We start from the raw sequence: 19,563 nt of genomic DNA on the forward strand, positions 1-19,563 counted from the left end.
CTTGAATGATGTTGATCCGCACAGGGTGCTTCAATGCGCGTTTCTTATCAGGACTGCCGTTTGCAGATTTACGGATGTATCGTATTTATGTTTTCACACCGGATGTGCCGCATTCCCGCTGTTTTTGCAGTCAGAAACACGGCTGTAACCATTATTATTCTATTTTACGTTTCCACCCATGCACTGATACTGCTTCGTTACACTCCCGTTAACCAGCTGGCCATAACCGTTACGCAGGCCCTCGGTACGGGCATGAGGTGTAAGTTCTTCAGCAGTTGCATAACCCCATTTACTGCATACGTTTGCTGCGATGCCTACCGCATCTTCCCAGCGCGCTTTGCTACCATCGTCAATCAACGGGAGATTTTCTGAGTTCACATAACCAACAGTTACCGTACCTGCTGCGCGGTCGGCATTGACAACTTCAACCGGTTTTCCTGTCGATGTGGCACAACCTGCCAGCGTTAAAGCAGCAACTGCAATCAAAAGGACTTTTTTCATTTCCCTGGTTCCCTGGTATTTATTTGTATGGCTCATGGATGAGCCTTCGGCTGTCACCAGACTATTAAACCGCGAATAAGGCCGACCAGGAATATTGTTATAGATATCCTATTAAAATTAGTAGGTAGGACGCCGTTTTTTTGTCTGGATGATTTATGCGCAATATTTTATCTATGTTAAACAATTGGTTAATTTATAACCTATTACTACTCTTGCATAAAAAGGGACAGCACCCTCATGGTCTAACCTTGCTCTCACCATCGAACTGCTTAATGATTTTTTTCAGGATGTGGTAGGGACCGATAAGCTCCAGGTTCCCATCCTGTTGTGCAAGGTAAATACGCTGGGATTTGAACTGGCTATAACGCGATGTCTGCAGCGCATAATAACCCTGAGGGGTTTTACGGTAGTGATGCTTTTCCAGTAATAAGATCAGGCTGTCCGCGTGGCTGACATTGCTGATGCGCAGGCGAGCAATGCAGGTCAGCCAGAAGGTCACGGATAAGCCGCACAGCAAGCCAACAAGGCCGTCATGGATATTCCCTTGACTGATAAGGGGCAGGATCCAGAGGATGATGGCGGAAAAACTCAGCAGCACGGCCAGATTAAACAGCAGGCGAAAACGATCCCGGCGCCATTGGTTGAGCAGGCTTAATCGGTGCAGCGTATAGCGGGTATTCATCGACGTGTATTCCTTTACAACATTATTCCGCATGAATAACGGGGTATTTCCCGGACCGCGCAGCCACGCGTCCAGTCGCAACAGGACGATAACATAATGCGGCCAGGCCGACAGCAACGATGAGCCATCAGGGTAAAGACGAAAGCTATGCCCGTGGCTGCTAATGTTTTTTTGCAAAAATGGGGCATAACCGCTGCCCTTATTCGCTGCTTACAACAGGACATCGCTACATAGGCTACGATAATAGTAGCTTTTCCCAGCTGTTTTTTTTGCTCAGTAAACCTTAAAACACCTTAATTAATGAGGTTTTCTACATGTCCATAACGATAAGCAGGGTGCTGTGTTTCTTTGTACTTATCGCCGCTTTCGGCATTAATGCGGACGAAATAAATCTTTACTCCATCAATACGGGATCATTCGTCTATCATCTGACAGGTAACTATGGGCAATATAATGAGTTTTTTGATAACCATTTTTACTCGGTAGAGAGAAAGTTTTCTGAAGACTCAAAGTACAGTGCGTTACTGGGCACCATGGACAACAGCTTCGGTGACCGTTGTATTGCCATGGGGGTCAGAAGAGACTGGATACAAGGTGATAGTGGGAACTGGGTTTTCAAAGGCGTTTATGGCTACACAGGGGAATTCTTTTTTGATGTGTTCAGTCACTGCGGTGACCACGGCTCTTATCACGATTTCAAGCAAGCCACCGGCATTGGTTTCTCTCCGTATATTTATCACGCCATTCAGTACAACTTTACCAGCTATTTCGGCGTTGAAGCCGGGATAATTATTCCTTCTGTTTTTGTGGTCACCGTGCAATGGAGTTTCAGATAATCCGGGCAAACTTAATGAGCGCTTCAGAGGGGTAATGCATGAAAAAACCATTCCATAACGCGGTTACGTAGCGTCGGGGATCTCTTTCAGTATTTTTGATTGATTTCAGCAAAACACTCAGCTTTTACTTGCCGGGTGACAGGTCTATTCTTTCTCACATCGGGGCATAACACCCCACCATTTAAAAATAATCTCTGAGGAATTGACCATGAAATCTATCAAAACTTTCGTTGTAGTTGCGGCTCTGTCACTGGTGTCTTTCGGCAGCTTTGCACAAAGCATCAGCGCCTCCGCCTCTACGCTGGACGGTGCTGAAGCCAAAATCGCCGCTCAGGCCAAACAGGCTGGCGCATCCTATAAAATCACCGGTGCGCGCGTAGATAACGGTGCTTATCTGTCAGCTGAACTGACCAAATAAGCCTATTTGCGCAGTAACTGAGAGGCCGCCCATCGGGCGGCCTTTTTTTGTATGTTTCGCCCTGAATAGGTTCGCGTAGCGTCGTTTAGAGGCCGTGTGGGTGCAGCATAGTCATGCACTATTTTTGGCTGCTTCTTTTTCTGGCGTCGGTGTAGAGAAGGCATCGAATGATTTGTAGGTTGTTGTGTCGAAAATGGAGACAGCTTCCACCTGGTCCATTGGGATGACGTGCCGGAAATGGGTTAAATTTAGCGGGGATGATTCAGCGGTGATATTTTTGCTGAGATACAGCTCGTAGTATCGATGCTGTTCATGATAACGAAGCGTGTCCTTATCGCGGTAGCCACTGATATAAGGGATAAGGGCGAGATGTTGTGTTTCATGATGCTCCATACGAGGTGCGGCTACATATCCGATATACACTTTTCTGGATTTCAGTGTGACAAAGATCAACCTGCCTTCATCGATTGCCTGTACTAGCAGCGATTCAATACCATCCCGTGCTGCAATCTCCCTGTAAGCAGCCTGCCGGGTCTCTTCATCTTCCAGCGCGAGCCTTGCTTTGTTTCCCTCTACGTATGCAATCAGCCCCGCCAGCAACATTGAAAGAAGGAAAAATAATGGGAAAGACATAATTTTTATGTCAGTTAACCAGGAATACAGGTCGGTGTGGATACTGGGCCAGATAAACCCTAACATATTGATCAGGGAGCTTAAAATCAGAAGGGCTATGAATGTAACAAGTACCAGAGCGAACCCCTGAATCGCAAACCTGCATCCATGCATAGCAACATAAAAATAAGCATTCCAGCCATTACTGCGGGCTTGTCGGATGCGTGACTGATAATGATTTTCTGTATACCAGAACCCGCATACCAACACGAGCATGATAACTAAAGGACCCATTCATCATCCCTGATGTTTTGCCGCCAGTTCTTCCATTCGTGCGCGCATGGAGTCTCGCACCTGTTCATTGTTCATATTAAGTGTGGCAGCGCCGTTAGCATCGGTAATAATTTTGCTGCTATTTGATTGCTTTACATCCTGACGAATGGCGCCCTGCATGAGCTTGCCAGGTGTTAACAGTACCTTACGGAGAAGTTCAGTCATATTTCCTCCTTCATGACACAAACACCGCATCAGGCGGAATTTGTGATTGCTACTCGCTGAGTATAGGACAACAAGCATACTAAATAATTCGGCAAGACGTACTTCTTACCGCATCCTGATTGCGGCACGCAATCAATTTCTCCTGCTACCGTGGCAGCCGTTAAGGCGAGCAAACTTATCTGTCGCAGACGAAAAAAATCGCCACCGATACGGCTGAACTGGCGCGTATCGGTGGCGATGGGAATCGATCGGCAGTCATACCCGGCAGAAGAGTGCCAGGTATGATTATCCTGTCGTTATCTTTTCGCTTTTCTTCTTCTGAAGTAAACCACCAGCGCCACCAGAATCAGGAAGCCTGCAGCGCCGCCGCCAATCAGCACGTATCCGGGGATCACGGTCACGTTGTTTTCACGCAGGGCTTTCACCGCTGGCTCATCAATCACCGCACCGCCGTTGCCGAACTGGGTACGAATATAGTTGGTGAGCGTCGCGATTTGTGCGTCGGTCAGATTATCGCTGAAGCCCGGCATCAAAATATGCTCGCCGTTGGCATTCACGCGATCCACGCCGTGAAGGATCACCTGCACCAGATTGTTAGGCTTGTCGGAACCGACAACGCTGTTATGCGACAGTGACGGGTAGAATTTATTCTCGCCAATGCCTTCACCGGTCAGTCCGTGACAGCTCGCACAGTTGCCGTTAAACAGCACCGCACCTGAAGGCGAATTGTCATCAATCGGCAGACCGCGGACATCACGGGTGATATCGCTGTGAGCATTCTCTCCGGCACCTGAACGGTTTCTGGATGAGGTTTGCTGCGGCGGTACACTTTTGATGTAGGTCGCCAGTGCGCTCAGATCTTCCTGCGACAGATAACGCAGACTGTGCGAGATAACATCGGCCATGCCGCCGCCGGTGGTCGCTTTGCCCGGCAGTGCGCCGGTGCGCAAATATTGCATCAGATCGTCATGGCTCCAGTTGCCGATACCCGACTCTTTGTCTGATGAAATATTAAAGGCTTCCCATCCGTCGACCATCGCACCCGCGTAGGCTTTATCACTCAGACCCATCGCCAGGTTACGCGGTGTATGGCACTCCTCGCAGTGGCCGAGGGCCGTGGCAACGTACTTGCCGCGATTCCACTCCGCGCTCTGACCCGGATCCTCTTCAAACGGTTTGTAGTGGAAATTGATCAGGTTCCAGCCTTTCAGCGCCAGACGCTGATTGTACGGAAACCCTAACTCGTTTTCAGGCGGATTATGGTTCACGCCAGGCATCGACATGAAATAGGCATACATCGCGTGGATGTCGGCATCGGTCAGCTTGGAGTAGGAGGTATAAGGCATGGCCGGATACAGATTCTGTCCGTCAGCCCGGATACCGTGCTTCAGCGCATCGCTGAACTGCTGCTCTGTCCAGTTACCAATACCGGTGGTTTTATCCGGCGTAATGTTCGACGAATAAATCACGCCGAAAGGCGTTTTAAACGCCAGGCCGCCAGCATAGGGGGTGCCGTTAGTGGCGGTGTGGCACACCTCACAGTCGGAAGCCCTGGTGAGATATTCGCCCTGTTTGATCAGGTCCTGAGCTGTGTCGCCGGTAGCCGGGGTCGCCGCAAAACTGGCGGAGCAGAACAGCAAACCGACCAGCATGGACATCTTTAACGATGTCTTGATAGATAAGCGCATCATACGTGTTTGCACTCCTCGACAAGTTTATCCGCCAGTCGCATCGCCAGGGCTGAGAGCGTCAGGGTGCAGTTAACCGTACCCGCACTTGCCATCACACCACTTGAGGCAATAAACAGGTTTTGGTGATCGTGGGTACGCAGATCCGCGTCAACAACCGAGTCGTTGGCGTCATTACCCATGATAAGTGTTCCCATAATATGGTTATTATTGAAGTACTTATCATCATGACGGACCTCAGTGCCGCCAAACAGGCTGGCAATGTGGTCAAAGTGCTGATGCGCAACATCACGCGCTTTATTGATGTAGTCATCAATGCGGTAGTGCACGCCGGGTTTAGGAATGCCGAGCGCATCCTTTCTGTCCTCAACGGCAACGATGCGATTGTCACGATCCGGCAGAATATCGAAGAAGGTGTTAACCGCCACCCAGCGTGACGCGTAATCGCGTACCATCGCCGGCAGTTCTTTACCGGAAATCCCTTTGCTCAGCAGATAGTTGCTGACCGCCAGCGTCGGAGAGTAGTTGCCGAGGTTAATCTTCATCGCCGAATGTTCAGAGCGGAAAGCGCCATCTCGCAGGTTATTGATACAGCTCAGACGCATCGGTCCGCGTCCCGGCCACATCGGTTCCTTGCTGAGGAAGTAGACGGAGGTGCCTGGGTGATCCATCAGATGACGGCCCACGTTGTCGGTGGTGTTACCGATCCCGTTCGGGTACTTGTCACTTTTTGAAATCAGCATCAGCTTCGGCGTTTCAATGGCGTTGGCCGCCAGCACAAAGATTTTCCCGGTGACGCGGAAGCTTTCTCCATTCGGATCTTTATAAAGAACTGAGGTGATTTTGCCCTGCTGGTCGTGCTCGATTTTGTACACCACGGCATTCGGCACTAACACCGAACCGGCGTGCTCAGCTTTGCGCAGCGCGGTTTCACCGGTGTACTGCGCCTCAATCGGGCAGATCGGCATACAGTTGCTGTTGCCACAGCAGGCCGGGCGACCATCGAAGGGCAGGGTATTACGGGCAGCGGGTTCAGTAATCAGGTGATAACCGTTCTGATCCACGACCTTTTTAAACGCTTTATCGAAATCCGACAGCGGCAGAGGCGGCTGCGGATAGGGCTTGCTGCGCGGTGAACCGGTATCTTCCGGACCGCCGACGCCCATCTCCACTTCGGATTCGTAGTAATACGGCTCGAGATCCTCGTAGCTGATTGGCCAGTCACGACCGACGCCGTAGAGTGATTTCAGCTTCATATCGTTCGGCAGTAAACGCCATGCCTGTGCCGACCAGTGCCAGGTGGTGCCGCCAGCGACGCGCAGATAACCGGCCTTGTAAGGCTCGGGACCGTACTGAATGAAATATTCATTATCAGCCGGTGAATACTGCGGATGGGGAGCATGTTTGGATGGCGGATACGGTGACTGAAAATCCCCTTTAAAGGGAGAGTTACGGTAGTTCTCGACAATTTTCCAGCGCTCAATGCGCGGACCTGCTTCCAGCATTAATGTATCAATTCCGGCTTTTTGCAGCTTTTGTGCAATCTGAGAACCGGCAATACCCGAACCAACGATTACCACGGTGGCTGAATGCGTTGTTTTCATTATATGTTCACTTACGCGCTTTTGATTACAGGAGGGTGTGCCCAGTAGTGAGGTTCACCTCGGGCATAGGTTGGCAATACAACGACATCGGCAATTGGCTTGTACATCAGCGCATATTCATATGCGACCACCGTCGCCTCTTTGCCCGTGCCGACGATCCCTATCTGCCATGCTCGCAGGATATCGGCGAACAATGTCTGAATGCCCTTGTCTGCGTCCTTCAATTTATTCTGCATCTCGGCAGAGCTCATGTCGGCGTTTAGCAGGCTGCCAAGCTTGCCCAATTGATCGCTCAGCGATGAATTGCGGCTCTGCATCAAAGCGAAAATACGGCTTCCTAACGCGCTATCGAGTTCAGAATAGCCACAGATAATTTCCGACGTTGTCATAAAAGATGATAACGCGGCGTTTGAACTGTTCCCTGTATCTATTGCCCAGACAACTTGTCCAGGAAGCAAACTGCTGACGCTGCCGATTAAGGTGGTCGTCGCCAAAAGTTTAATGAACCGCCTTCTTTCAAAGGAAGTAACGGATTTAGTCATGATCATTTTTTCCTGCAGTATCCTGAAATTTAATGACTTACTTTTTGTTACCGTGTGCGTTACAACTAGCTGTTGATTTTGACTAAATTTGCATATGAAATTCGCGCAGTCGAAAAGCCAGGGAAACCAATCCAGATGTCTTGCTTTTCTTTTACCGCATTGAGAGGAAATCGTTACCTACAGTGAGTGATTTCCTCATTGTTATTGTGGATTGTAGTATGATTTGATAAAGAAATGTAATCCACATAACAAAAATGTAAATTTGATAAGCAAATGCTTATGGGTTCTCGATGGCTGATACATTAAAACGATTAGAATATTTTGCTTGTCTTGCTGAGATTGAGCACTACGGCAAGGCAGCGGAAAAACTTGGCATAGCCCAGTCCGCACTCAGCCAGCAAATCAAAGCCCTGGAGCAGGAGGTGGGTTTTCGCCTGTTTCAGCCTGCTGGCCGGGGTATCTGCCTTTCTGCTGCGGGGAAGCATTATCATCAGAGCGTGGTTGAGTTACTCGATCGCCATATTCATGCCATCGAACAGGCAAGAAAAACCGCAAAAGGCGAGGCGGGTCAGGTCACTATTAGCCATGTCGGCACCGCGCTTTTAGATGGCAAGTTTCTCAACCTGCTGAAGAACTTTCGCGGTACTTATCCTTCTCTGGAGATAAAGCTGGTGGAGCTTCCCATGCCCGAGCAGCTGAAATTACTCAAGGATAAAAAAATTGATTTAGCGGTGATACGTGGCCCGTTTCCGTTTTTACCTGAAGATGCCTTAACCTGTTCTTTTTCAGTGCAGAAACTCTTTGTGGCTATGTCGCCGGGCCACGCGTTGGCCGGACGCGATATTCTGTCAATGAAGGAACTTGAGAATGAATCTTTCGTCAGCTATCAGGAACCGGATACGCAGGGAATAAGTTGTTCTTTAATACAACTCGCGCATCAGGCGGGCTTCACGCCAAATATTGAGTGGCGGGTATCGGCGGTAAATAATGGCCTGGGAATGGTCAATGCCTGGATGGCATTCAGCCTCGTCCCGGAAAATATTATTTCACATAATATTGGTAATGTTGTCTATCGCCCGCTGAGTGATGAAGGCGCATGGACGCAATTAATTTTCGTCTGGATGCGCGACCAAACAAATCCCGCCCAGAAGTTAATGACCAAATATTTTAGTGATTTTTTAGCCGCCGGGATGGATGAATAAAAATGATGGCTCCAGTGAATAATGAATTTTCCCTTACTTTTTAACGGCGAGACCCGCTTCACCACCGCGGCGGGTCAGTCCACAGATCACTCTTCCATGTTCTCCATCAGGTCAACCATGGCGCCTGAGTGGGCATCAACGTTGCGAATATAACGCATCAGGGTTTCAGGTTTTTTCCAGGTTCCCTCCTGCATGATCTGCGCAACGGGATAGCCTTTAGCCGCCATATCCTGCGCAGCGCCGACGCGGGTGCTGTGACCGGTCCATCCCCGATAGCGGTTTTTGTTGGTCTTCATTTGCCGCGCAGAACCTGCCAGCCGCCAGGCGCGAACAAAAATATCCTCAATTGCGCGGGTGGTGAGCGGCGCGTTAACCGAGGGCAGGGCGCGGTTGGTCCGGTGCACCGGGCTGAAGAGGAAAGCATCCGGTTCGTCGGCCAGCCCGGCGGCGTCAATCCACTCCATCAGACGCTGAGTGGAGAGGCTGCTGAGGGATTTGATAAGCCCGCCGGTCTGCACAATGGTCTTGGTCCAGGCCACATCCAGAATGATGCGCCCGTCGGCCGCATGCATGACATCACGCACCCGCAAACGAGACAATTCACTGATACGCAACAGCGTGGCATAGGCGACATGGAGAAAAGCCAGGTCGCGTCGCTGCTGGAGCCGGTCAGCGCCTGACCACAGCCGGTCCAGCTTCAGAAGATCGGTCAGCCGAAACGGTACGGCCTGGCCGGTGCGTTCACCACTGATCACGGCGGTACGGTTTATCTTCTTCATCGCACGGAACACCAGCGGTGAACTGGTAGGCGGCAGCAGTCCGGCGTTACGGTGTAACATCGAGATTAACGCGGCGTGCGACGCGACGGTCGCCGAGGCCAGACCGCTTGCCTGCAAGTGACTGAGATAGTCGCGCAGATCGGCTGGTAGCATCGGCAGCACACTGCGCCCATGCCGATCGGCCCAGCGGCTGCAACTGCGCATCACGCTCAGCAGCTGACGCCAGGTGTTATCCGAGAAAGCATCCCGATCCTGCACAAATTCACGCAGCCGTTCAGATACCTCTGCGCTGCCATCGGTAAGAAGTGCGCTACTCAGCGCCAGATCCGTCATAGCTGTCCGTTTTTTCATCAAAAACAGCATTGCGCACGCTACGTGAATTCTGCAAAACCAGCAGGGGGATTACCTTGCAGAATTCGCGTAGCGACGCCTGTTTTTTCATCAGGGAAATGTGTGGCAATGATCGATTTCGTCAGCAGACGAACGATCCTTTTATCGCTGCGCATCATAACCCGATCTTTTGCCGGATCCTAACTTCATATAATGCCCATTATATGAAGTCAGCCATCTGCGTTGCTGAGCGGGTGAATCGATCCTGCGGGAGGAGAGCGGCCTGCGCCGCTCTCTGTAAACGTCAGGATTGCGGGAAAATCCACAGCTGATCTTCGGGCAAGCGCAGATAACAATGCTGAGGATCTCGTACCTCGCTGCCGTAGGCGCGGATGACAAAGTCATCGCCTGAAGTCCGGAACAGATATTCCCAACGATCCCCCAGATACATGCTGGTCAGCAGAGGCAGTTCCAGCTGGTTCTCGCCTGGCCCGTCGGCCAGCGCCACGCGTTCAACGCGGATCACCGCCGTCCCTTGCTGGCCGCTTTGCACTCCTGCACCCGCCAGACCCCACAACGCCCAGCCTTTGCCCTCAATACGCGCTTTGCCTTCCCGTACCTCGGTAATTTTGCCGTGCAGACGGTTGTTGCTGCCCATAAACTCCGCCGTAAATTGCGTTTTTGGCGAGCCATACATCTCCTGCGGCGTGCCCTGCTGTTCAATTTTTCCGTTATTAAGCAGCAGAATACGATCGGAAATGGCCATTGCCTCGTTCTGATCGTGCGTCACCATCAGCGCCGATAAACCCAGTTTGATGATCAGTTCACGCAGGAACACGCGCGCTTCTTCGCGCAGCTTCGCGTCGAGATTTGACAGGGGTTCATCCAGCAAGATCACCGGTGGGTTGTAGACCAGCGCACGGCCAATCGCCACGCGCTGTTGCTGGCCGCCGGAGAGCTGATGAGGATGGCGCTGACCAAGATGACCGAGGCCGAGCTGGTTCAGCACATCCTGCACCCGCTGGCTGATCTCCGCCCCCACCACCTTGCGCAGCTTCAGCGGATAAGCCACGTTTTCAAACACGGTTTTATGTGGCCATAGCGCGTAGGACTGAAACACCAGCCCGAGATTGCGCTCTTCGGCAGGAATTTCACTGCGCGGCGTGCCGTCATACACCCGGTTTTTGCCAATGGTGATGGCGCCCTGAGAGGGCTTTTCCAGACCGGCCACGGCGCGCAGCAGGGTGGTTTTTCCGCTACCGGATGGCCCGAGCAAAGAGACCACTTCGCCGCGTTTCAGCTCCATGGAGACGCCTTTTAATACCGGATTGTCACCGTAAGTCAGGTGCAGATTCTCGACCGTTAATTCAATCATGTAATTTGACTCCAAAACGAAGGGCAATCCCCAGGCCTACCACCACCAGCAGGATGTTAATAAAGGAGAGGGCAGCGACAATATCAATGGCCCCGGCCGCCCACAGTGAAACCAGCATCGAGCCGATGGTCTCGGTGCCCGGCGAGAGCAGGTACACGCCGGTTGAATATTCACGTTCGAAAATCAGAAACATCAGCAGCCAGGAACCGATCAGGCCGTGGCGCGATAACGGGATCGTGACGTGCCGGGTGATCTGTCCACGGCTCGCACCGGTGCTGCGCGCGGCCTCTTCCAGTTCCGGCCCCACCTGTAATAACGTTGAGGAGATCAGCCTTAAGCCGTACGCCATCCACACCACGGTGTAGGCCAGCCAGACGCTGAAAATGGTGCTGCGCAGCGAACGCAGCCAGACCACCAGATTGTCACGCAGCCATTGCGACCAGGGCATATCGGACAGCCATCCGCTTTTAAGCGCGTTATCGAGCCACATCGGCAGAAACAGGAAAACCCACAGGAACGCCAGACCGGCCAGCAGACCTGGTACCGCTCGCGGCACCAGGACGCTGTAGTCGAGGAAACGCGTTACGCCATCGGGTTTGCGGTGCATCGAGATACCAATAAACAGGTAGCAGGCTACGGCCAGCGCCCCGCCAATCACGCCGATCGCCATCGAGTTGACAATGGCACGCAGCAGATTCGGTTGTTCCCAGATGGTGCGGAATGTGTTGAGCGAGAGTTCGTCCCAGATGGATACCCCGACGCCCCAGTTAGAAATAAAGGCCCGCAACATCACGCCAATCAGCGGAACGCCGATGGTAACGGTCAGCCAGAAGGCCACCACGGCACCGGCCACCCAGCGCCATTTACCCAGCGGGAGAGCACGGGCCTGCGAGGCTTTACCTTTTACCGTGACAAAACGGTTGGCGGTCCGCATCAGGCGGCGCTGCAACATCACCAGCGGAATGGTGATACAAATCAGCACCACCGCCACCGCCGCCATCAGATGGTAGGAAGGGGTGCCCAGCTTATTGGTCAACTGATACAGATAAGTCGCCAGCACTAAATTGCCTTCCGGATCGCCGAGGACCAGCATCAGACCAAAGACTTCCAGCCCGAGGAAAAACAGCAGCACCGTCGCGTAAAGCATTGAAGGGCGCACCATTGGCAGGCTGACCGAGGTCATAACCTGTAACGGAGAGGCACCGGCGATCCTGGCGGCCTCTTCCACATCTGAACCGACGCTGCGTAGCGCGGAGGAGATGTAGAGATAAGCGTGCGGAACGTGGGTCAGACCGGCGATGACCACGATGCTCCACATGTTGTAGATATTCCAGGGGACAAAACCCAGCAGGGATTGCGCCCACAGCGAGAAGAAACCCACCGGTCCGGCGGCAACCACATAGCCGAAGGCCAGCACCATCGGTGAGACAAAGATCGGCACCAGGATCAGCGGCTCGATAAGGCGACGTCCCGGCAAATCCGTGCGCACCATCAGAAACGCCAGAATGCCGCCCAGCGGGATGGCGATCACCACTAACCCGAACGCCAGAATAAATCCGCTTTTCAGCGCGGTGTAGAAATCGGGATCGGTAAAGATAAATTCGAAAGATTCCAGGCTCCACGCTTTCGACGGAGAGAAGAACGGCGCGGAGAGAAAACTCTGTATCACAATGAATGATAACGGAATATAGATGACCAGCGCCGTTATCAGCACCACGATACCGCGTGGCAGCGACTGCCACTTTCTGCGCAATGTGCTCATGTCAGAGGCCCTCAGTTAACAACCCTGTACAGCGAAATCAGGCAAAAATAAGGGCGTACCCCCAGGTACACCCGGAATGCTTCCCGTTGCAGGACGGAAATCTTATTTGGCGGCAGCGGCACGCCACTGTTTGATGTAATCCAGACGTTTTTTCTGTTGCAGATATTCCAGCAGGGTTTCGTCAACCGGGATGGGTTTCAGCGCGTTGCCCAGCATTTTTGTCATGCCGTCGATGTCGTTTTTACCTTCGATATCGTTACGCAGTGACGGAATATCGGACTGATTGGCCAGGATGCTCTGACCCTTTTCCGACAGCACGTAGTCCAGCCACAATTTTGCCGCATTGCTGTTCTGAGCCTGCTGGCTGATAAAGGAGACACGGGACAAGACCAGCGTGTAATCCTTCGGATAGGAGATACCCAGCGAAGGATCGGTTTTGGCGCGGGACTCCGCATAGGATCCGAGGATGTTGAACCCGATAAGATTTTCACCCGATGACACCCTTTCCATCATGGTGCCGGTAGAGGACTGGACCGCAAGGCCGCCTTTGGCGACATCAGCCAGCGTTTTGAAGTAGTCCGGATCGGCCTTAAAATCCTGCACGGAAAGCATGAAACCGAGACCCGACTTTTCAATATCGTAGGTGGTCACTTTTTTCTGAAACTTGTCGCTCTGGCTGGCGATCAGTTTCGCCAGCGCCGCGTGGGAATCCGGTACCTCGCCTGCCGGGATCAGGCGTTTATTGTAGATAAACACCACCGGCTCATAGGTGGTGCCATACGCTTTATCTTTCCACACCGCCCATTTCGGCAGCTGGGCCTGCTCTGGCGATTTGTACTCCTGGGCGTAATCGGTCGCCAGCTTCAGCGCCGTGTCCATCGACGAACTCCACACCACATCGCCGCTGCCGCCACCGGAGGCCTGTTCGCTGATAAAGCGGTTGTACAGTTCGGTGCTGTTCATGTCGTTATATTCGACTTTGATGCCGGGATAGGTCGATTCAAAGCCCTGAATCAACGGGCCAGCGGCTTTGGTGTCCGTGGTGGAGTAGATCACCACTTTGCCTTCTTTGGTCGCCGCAGCGACAAGTTTTTGATAGTCGGATGGATAGCCGTCAGGCAGGGCGGCCATGGCAGAGGAAGAGATCAACACAGCGGAAGCAATCAGTGAAATTTGAAATATATTTAACATTATATTTACCTATGGTTACGCTTGATAAACTAAAAAGCAACATAACGCATGGTGTTTTTCAGGCAATAGGGCAAGGTTGTTATCTTCCCGAAGTGTGATTGTTGGCATTTTTTCGGCAATTAACACCATAAAAACCACGAGCAGGGCACGGAGCAACGCGCCCGGAATCGCTGATCGGGCGGCGGGGGAAAGCAGACAATGCGGGATTTTATCTGTCGGCGCTTTTGCGGTAGAGCCGCCGCGGATGGCCGATATTGCCGTACAGCATCTCAACGTCAATAAAGCCCGTTTCCACGCAATATTCCAGATAACGACGACCGGTGGTTTTGCTGATGCCCACCCCGTCCACCACTTCTTCCACCGAAAAACTGTAGTCCGGGCTGGCGATAAAAACGCTTTGCACCCGTTCCAGGGTGTTTGGCTCAATCCCTTTCAGGGAAGGCGCTGGCGTATCGATAATCGGCAGATTAAACAGCCGATCAAGGGCGAGCTGATCCACCACTTTGACATGGCGTATCGTCTCGATCAGCTGCATAAAACGTTCCAGCGAACTGCGAAGACGATGAAAAGCGACCGGTTTGAGAATGTAGTCGAACGCGCCACTGCGCATCGCGTGGCTACAGGTTTGCATATCGCTGGCGGCAGTGATGAAAATCACCGAGCACTCAAAACTTTTCAACAACGGGCTGTCGAATAACTCCACGCCCTGACCATCCGGCAAATAGTTGTCGAGCAGCACCAGACGCGGCTGATGCAACGCCAGCAGGGAGCGGGCCTCTTTGAGTGTGGCTGCGATGCCAGCGACGCGCAGGTGAAAATGATGCTGAATAAAATCGCGATGCAAACCCGCGAGATGCGGCTCATCTTCCACAATAACGACGTCGATGTTGTTGTTATCCATAGCCTGGCTTTACCTGTAAGGGGATGAATACCGAAAATATCGAACCTTGCGGTGTATTGTCTGTGATCTCGATACTGCCGCCAGCGCGCCGGACGTAACTTGCCACCAGATAGAGACCGATCCCGTGTTCCGAACCGGCCATTTCGTCGCTGCCTGACGTCTTACTGGTCACGCCTTGTTCAAACAGACAGGGCCTCAGCGCAGGGTCCACGCCGCTCCCCTGATCGGCCACTTCAATCAGCAACTCCTGATTTCGGTCTGAAATGTAGATATCCACCGCTGCTGACGGCGAGGGCGCTTTTAGCGCGGCGTCCACCGCGTTATCCAGCAAATTGCCAATGATGGACATCAGTTCGGTTTCGCTGATCGCTGCCGGCATCACGCTAAGCTGGCAGGCCGGATCGAATCGCAGCTCAATGCCTTTCTCGCGCGCGCTGACATATTTTCCCAGCAGCAGGCCGCACAGCGTCGGGAAGGTAAAACGTGTTGAGACGAAATCAAGCACCGCCTGGGCGCCTGCGGACTGCGCCTGAATATAGCGTATGGCATCGTCATAACGCTGCATCTGCAACAAACCGGCCAGCGTGGCGGTCCAGTTTAATTGTTCGTGGCGCATGATGCGCAGATTGTCCGCGTAGCGCTTCACCTGGCTTAGCTGGCTGCTGAGCGTATTGATGTCATTTTTGTCGCGAAAGCTAAATACCCAGCCGCTTTCCGTGCCGGGTGCCAGCTCCATGGGGACGCGATTGACGATCACCTGCCGCTGATTTAACACGGTGATCTGATCGTGGTGGCTGCCGTCGGGTGAGAAAAACGCCGGTGGCGTCTGTAATACCTGCTCCAGCGGTTTGCCAATCAGTTCATTTTCGCTCTGACGAATATCCAGCAACTCGCGGGCGGCACGGTTAATCGATATCAACTGCTTCTCCGCATTAATGGCAAATACGCCTTCATACATGGCGTTGAACAGGGCTTTCTGTTGCAGTACCAGCAGCGCGATAGCACCCGGCTCCATCCAGAACATCTGTTTTTTAACGTTGCGGGTAAATATCCATGAAAAAATAAACAGCAGCAGCAGAAGAAGCAGGCCATATAAACTCGCCTGAGCCAGAAGACGCGTATTGAGATTATTGATATAGGAGGTGAGATAGCCGACCGAAACAATGCCAATCACCTGATTATTGGCATTGAGAATGGGCGCCTTGCTGCGCAAAGAAACACCAATGCCGCCCTGACGCTTCGAAATAATGGTTTTGCCCTGCAAAACTTCGGCATTATCCCCGCCAATCATTGGCAAATTAAGGCGTTCCGGTGATTCTGAATGATAAAGATGCTGCTCGTTAATATCACCAATCACGATATAACTGGCATCGCTTTTATCACGCAACGGCTGGATTAAGCGTGCAATCGCCGCCACATCGCGCTGCGCCACCGCTTGCGCTAACCCCGGCATCAGGGCGATTTCACTGGCCTGCACGCGGGCGCGCTGGCCAAGATCGTGATGCAGTTGCCGATCAATAAAATGAAAAAGAATGGCGCTCAATATCGCCAGCAGCAGGCAGGAGAAAGCCACCAGAGATAAAAAGAGTTTCACCTGAAAAGGAAGTCTGTATTTCATGCGGCCTGCCAGGGTGAGGAGAAACTGAATTTGCGCGTATTATGCAAAATCTGTACAACATCGAACACCCCCATACCTGCACAAACCCTGGGTTGAAAATTGCCCCTGAATAAGGCGTTATGCTGTTCCGGCTTTATTCTTTCAGGAAAGAACATGGATGCTCAGGCGCTTCACATCTGGCTTGCTGATGAGGCGAGCGCATTTTCCCGGCTGCGCGAAGCGGCATTAATCACGCTCCTCAGCCCGCAGGAATATACCCATTGTCAGGGATTTCACCAGCCGGACGATCGCCAGCGGGCCTTATTAACTCGCCAGATGATCCGCCAGTTGCTCAGCCACTATCATCCCGCCATTCCCCCGCAGGCATGGACTTTCCGCCCCGGCCCGCAGGGTAAACCCGCCGTCAGCAATGCGCTGCAACCGCCACTCTATTTTTCCATTTCACACTGCAAGGGTTATGTAGCGATAGCATTCTGTCGCCAGCCGCTGGTCGGCATTGATATTGAACATCATCAGCGGCTGGAGGATGTGCGTAACGTGATGGCGGTCGCGTTTAACGCCGATGAAGAGGATTTTGTTCTTGCCGCCGGTGAGGCGCAGCAGCGGGCGCGTTTTTACGCGATCTGGACACTGAAAGAAGCCTGGTTAAAGGCCACCGGAGATGGGCTGACTCAGCCACTGCGTGCGCTGAATGTGGCAATCGGAGAGCAGGGGCTCTGCCATGTCGAGGCCGCGCCCTGCGTAACGCCGCCACGCTTTGCGCCGCACTGTCAGCAGTGGCAAATCGCAGCAGACTGGACGCTGTCGCTGGTGGTGAATCTGCCGCAACCGGCGATCCGTTTCTATCGCTGGCAGGAAGAGGACCAGGCACTGCCGCGCCCGGCCCCACTCGGTTAGAACAGATCGATACGGACGTCGATACCCGCCGTACGGCCAAAGTTCACCTGGGCAAAGGCGTCGGTGCCACTCAGGAAGCCATAGGTGCGATAGCGGCGATCGAACAGGTTGTCGATATATGCCGCCACGTTGATACGCTCGGTAGCCTGCCAGCCGAGACGCAGATCGGTGGTGGTGTAGCTGCCCTGGCGCAGGGTGTTGTCGCCGTCAAAATATTGCGGACCGGTCAGATTCACGCCGATACGCGGCATTAACGCGCCCCAGGCGGTATCGATATTGCCGACCAGGCTGGTGCCCGCGCCGTAGCGCGGTACAAACGGCGTACGTTTGTTGGCGTAGTTTTCGCTGCTGCCGGTGAATTCGGAACGGACAACGTTACCGTTCACCTGCCAGGCCCAGCCAGGCGTGAACTGCCAGCTGGCGCTCAGTTCCGCACCGCTGGCGTTGGCGCTCCCGGCGTTGCTCAGCGTCTGGTAGCCTGCCGGGCCGGAGTAAAGCTGCATATCTTTGGTGTGGGTGTAGAACAGCGCGCCATCGAGGGAGAGGTTATCCTGCTGATAACGGCTGCCGATCTCGTAGTTGATCGATTTCTCCGCCGCATACGGCTCGGCAGCGGTGCCCACGGTTGGGGTGATGTTAAAACCAACCGGCTTATATCCCTGCGCCACGCGGCTGTAGATCCGCCATGCATCGGTTAACTGATACCCGGCAGAGACCTGACCCAGCACCTGATTGTCATTGGTGCTGTTGCTGTCGCCCTGAGGATCGTACAGGCCTGAATAACGCGTCTTCGCCTGATCGTGCGAGAAACGCACCCCCGCGCCCAAATCAAACTGCGAGGTAACATGCCAGGTCAGATCGCTATAGGCGGCGAGCGTCTGCGATTCGGTGTGGGAATGGGTGCTGGTGAGCGGCACCCCGCCGTAGCTGTAGGAGGAATCCAGCGCCTCACGGGTATCCTGGCGGTAGAAGCCAAACACCGCGTCCAGCGTATCGTTACCGCGCGTTGCGGCACGGATCTCCTGCACATTCTGGTTCCAGCGCTCCGGCAGGCTGGCGGAATAGAAGCCGTACGGGAACTTACGGTCGTAATTTTGCTGCTGCCAGGCGCTGACCATGCTGATGATCCAGTCATCGGTGGTGTAGCGGGCGCTGAGCGACTGGCTGTGGGTACAGCTGCGCAGATAAGGATCGCCACCGCCGGGGCTGATATCCAGCGTACGGCTTTTCACCTGGTCGAAAGGCACGTAGGTATCCTGGGTTGCATGGGTGCAGTCTTCCGTGAGTGCAAGATTCGCCTCCCACGGCGATCCCTCCGGCGCCAGCCGCAGTCGCACGTTACCCGCATTGGTGCGCGAGCCGCCGAGATGGTCGCTGCCGGTATCCGGGTTGGTCATCGGCCCCTGATCCACCTGACGCAGCAGCGTCACGCTGCCATACAGCAGGCCATCCTGAATCGGTCCGCTGGCATTGATTTTGGTGTGATAACCCTCGCGGCTGGCGTAACCCCCTTCGACATAGCCACGCGGCGTGCTATCCGGCTGGTGGGTAACGATATTGATGATGCCGCCCTGGGCGCTTTTGCCATACAACGTACCCTGCGGGCCGCGCAGCATCTCGACGCTTTCCACGTCGAGCAGCGGCTGCATGGCAAAGGTGGAGAGCTGTGGAACGCCATCGACATAAAATGAGACGGCGGGATTATAAAAGTCCTGTGCGGAGGTAACGCCGCGCAGCGAGACCGACTGGAAAATCAGGCTGCCGCTGTTGCCCATCTGCAAACCGGGCAGCACCCGGCTGAGCTGGTCGGTGCGGCTCACGTTGGCATCGGTGAGGGTCGCGGCATCCACCTTCACCGAAGAGACGTTACGGGTTGATGCAGCGGTGGGCGCTTGTTTGCTGGCAGTCACCACCAGCGTGTCGTCGTTATTGTCGGTTGTTGCGGCACAAACGCCCTGTGAAAGCAGCAGACTGCTGATGATGAGCTGTGTAGTACGATTGATTTTCATCCTAAAAAATATCCCCAAATCCAGAAAAGGCCGAGGTTATAGCAGGCGAAAAAAAAAGCATTGCACGCTCAGGTGTAAAGTTGCACGATAAAGCTAAATAAAAATCATTATCATCAGG

General features: G+C 53.3%; 18 protein-coding genes. 4 read left to right on the plus strand and 14 right to left on the minus strand.

Features of this window, described 5'->3' with window-relative positions:
• Positions 1-159: 159 nt before the first annotated feature.
• The gene (locus AC6I8V_RS24285) at positions 160-537 is read right to left on the minus strand and encodes a membrane lipoprotein lipid attachment site-containing protein (protein WP_497846955.1); all 378 of its coding nucleotides are present in this window, start codon (positions 535-537) and stop codon (positions 160-162) included.
• A 199-nt stretch (positions 538-736) separates the two neighbouring features.
• A complete protein-coding gene (locus AC6I8V_RS24290; protein ID WP_497846956.1) occupies positions 737-1,183 on the minus strand; it encodes a hypothetical protein in 447 nt (148 codons plus the stop codon).
• A 314-nt stretch (positions 1,184-1,497) separates the two neighbouring features.
• On the opposite strand from AC6I8V_RS24290, the gene AC6I8V_RS24295 reads away from it, so the two are divergent.
• Positions 1,498-2,019, plus strand: coding sequence for a hypothetical protein (locus AC6I8V_RS24295; protein WP_497846957.1), 522 nt, complete (start codon positions 1,498-1,500; stop codon positions 2,017-2,019).
• A 208-nt stretch (positions 2,020-2,227) separates the two neighbouring features.
• On the plus strand, positions 2,228-2,437 hold the full coding sequence (locus AC6I8V_RS24300) for a YdgH/BhsA/McbA-like domain containing protein (protein WP_497846958.1): 210 nt from the start codon (positions 2,228-2,230) through the stop codon (positions 2,435-2,437).
• Positions 2,438-2,548: 111 nt separating this feature from the next.
• Here the strand turns inward: AC6I8V_RS24300 and AC6I8V_RS24305 are convergent, their stop codons facing one another.
• From AC6I8V_RS24305 to AC6I8V_RS24325, 5 genes are all read right to left on the minus strand, one after another.
• A complete protein-coding gene (locus tag AC6I8V_RS24305; protein WP_497846959.1) occupies positions 2,549-3,343 on the minus strand; it encodes a hypothetical protein in 795 nt (264 codons plus the stop codon).
• A gap of 3 nt (positions 3,344-3,346) precedes the next feature.
• Positions 3,347-3,547, minus strand: a complete 201-nt coding sequence (locus AC6I8V_RS24310; RefSeq protein WP_497846960.1) for a hypothetical protein — start codon at positions 3,545-3,547, stop codon at positions 3,347-3,349.
• A gap of 296 nt (positions 3,548-3,843) precedes the next feature.
• Complete coding sequence (locus AC6I8V_RS24315; RefSeq protein WP_497846961.1) at positions 3,844-5,238, minus strand: c-type cytochrome; 1,395 nt, start codon at positions 5,236-5,238, stop codon at positions 3,844-3,846.
• Positions 5,235-6,839 carry a GMC family oxidoreductase gene (locus AC6I8V_RS24320; protein WP_497846962.1) on the minus strand — a complete coding sequence of 535 codons (1,605 nt, stop codon included), beginning with the start codon at positions 6,837-6,839 and terminating at the stop codon, positions 5,235-5,237. The genes AC6I8V_RS24315 and AC6I8V_RS24320 overlap by 4 nt, the downstream gene beginning before the upstream one ends.
• Positions 6,840-6,850: 11 nt before the next feature.
• Positions 6,851-7,381: a sugar dehydrogenase complex small subunit gene (locus AC6I8V_RS24325; RefSeq protein ID WP_497846963.1), complete on the minus strand. Its 531-nt coding sequence runs from the start codon at positions 7,379-7,381 to the stop codon at positions 6,851-6,853.
• 290 nt (positions 7,382-7,671) lie between these two features.
• Here AC6I8V_RS24325 and AC6I8V_RS24330 point away from each other — a divergent pair, with 290 nt between their 5' ends.
• Positions 7,672-8,583 carry a LysR substrate-binding domain-containing protein gene (locus tag AC6I8V_RS24330; RefSeq protein WP_497846964.1) on the plus strand — a complete coding sequence of 304 codons (912 nt, stop codon included), beginning with the start codon at positions 7,672-7,674 and terminating at the stop codon, positions 8,581-8,583.
• A gap of 86 nt (positions 8,584-8,669) precedes the next feature.
• On the opposite strand, the gene AC6I8V_RS24335 is transcribed toward AC6I8V_RS24330, so the two are convergent.
• The 6 genes from AC6I8V_RS24335 to AC6I8V_RS24360 all read right to left on the minus strand — a co-directional run bounded on the left by AC6I8V_RS24335 (position 8,670) and on the right by AC6I8V_RS24360 (position 16,539).
• Positions 8,670-9,695, minus strand: a complete 1,026-nt coding sequence (locus AC6I8V_RS24335; RefSeq protein ID WP_497846965.1) for a tyrosine-type recombinase/integrase — start codon at positions 9,693-9,695, stop codon at positions 8,670-8,672.
• A 301-nt stretch (positions 9,696-9,996) separates the two neighbouring features.
• Positions 9,997-11,067 carry an ABC transporter ATP-binding protein gene (locus tag AC6I8V_RS24340; RefSeq protein ID WP_497846966.1) on the minus strand — a complete coding sequence of 357 codons (1,071 nt, stop codon included), beginning with the start codon at positions 11,065-11,067 and terminating at the stop codon, positions 9,997-9,999.
• Positions 11,060-12,829: an ABC transporter permease gene (locus tag AC6I8V_RS24345; protein ID WP_497846967.1), complete on the minus strand. Its 1,770-nt coding sequence runs from the start codon at positions 12,827-12,829 to the stop codon at positions 11,060-11,062. The genes AC6I8V_RS24340 and AC6I8V_RS24345 overlap by 8 nt, the downstream gene beginning before the upstream one ends.
• Before the next feature lie 102 nt (positions 12,830-12,931).
• Entirely contained in the window at positions 12,932-14,020 is a 1,089-nt protein-coding gene (locus AC6I8V_RS24350; protein ID WP_497846968.1) for an ABC transporter substrate-binding protein, read from the minus strand.
• A gap of 208 nt (positions 14,021-14,228) precedes the next feature.
• Entirely contained in the window at positions 14,229-14,921 is a 693-nt protein-coding gene (locus tag AC6I8V_RS24355; RefSeq protein ID WP_497846969.1) for a response regulator, read from the minus strand.
• Positions 14,914-16,539 (minus strand): ATP-binding protein, encoded by a 1,626-nt coding sequence (locus AC6I8V_RS24360; protein ID WP_497846970.1) that lies wholly within the window; start codon positions 16,537-16,539, stop codon positions 14,914-14,916. The genes AC6I8V_RS24355 and AC6I8V_RS24360 overlap by 8 nt, the downstream gene beginning before the upstream one ends.
• Before the next feature lie 153 nt (positions 16,540-16,692).
• Here AC6I8V_RS24360 and AC6I8V_RS24365 point away from each other — a divergent pair, with 153 nt between their 5' ends.
• Positions 16,693-17,436 (plus strand): 4'-phosphopantetheinyl transferase family protein, encoded by a 744-nt coding sequence (locus AC6I8V_RS24365; RefSeq protein WP_497846971.1) that lies wholly within the window; start codon positions 16,693-16,695, stop codon positions 17,434-17,436.
• On the opposite strand, the gene AC6I8V_RS24370 is transcribed toward AC6I8V_RS24365, so the two are convergent.
• A complete protein-coding gene (locus AC6I8V_RS24370) occupies positions 17,433-19,445 on the minus strand; it encodes a TonB-dependent siderophore receptor (RefSeq protein ID WP_497846972.1) in 2,013 nt (670 codons plus the stop codon). The two genes, AC6I8V_RS24365 and AC6I8V_RS24370, sit on opposite strands and share 4 nt — an antisense overlap.
• Between the last annotated feature and the right edge of the window lie 118 nt (positions 19,446-19,563).

The organism is Pantoea sp. X-Soil-TKNS-1207 (assembly GCF_059730485.1).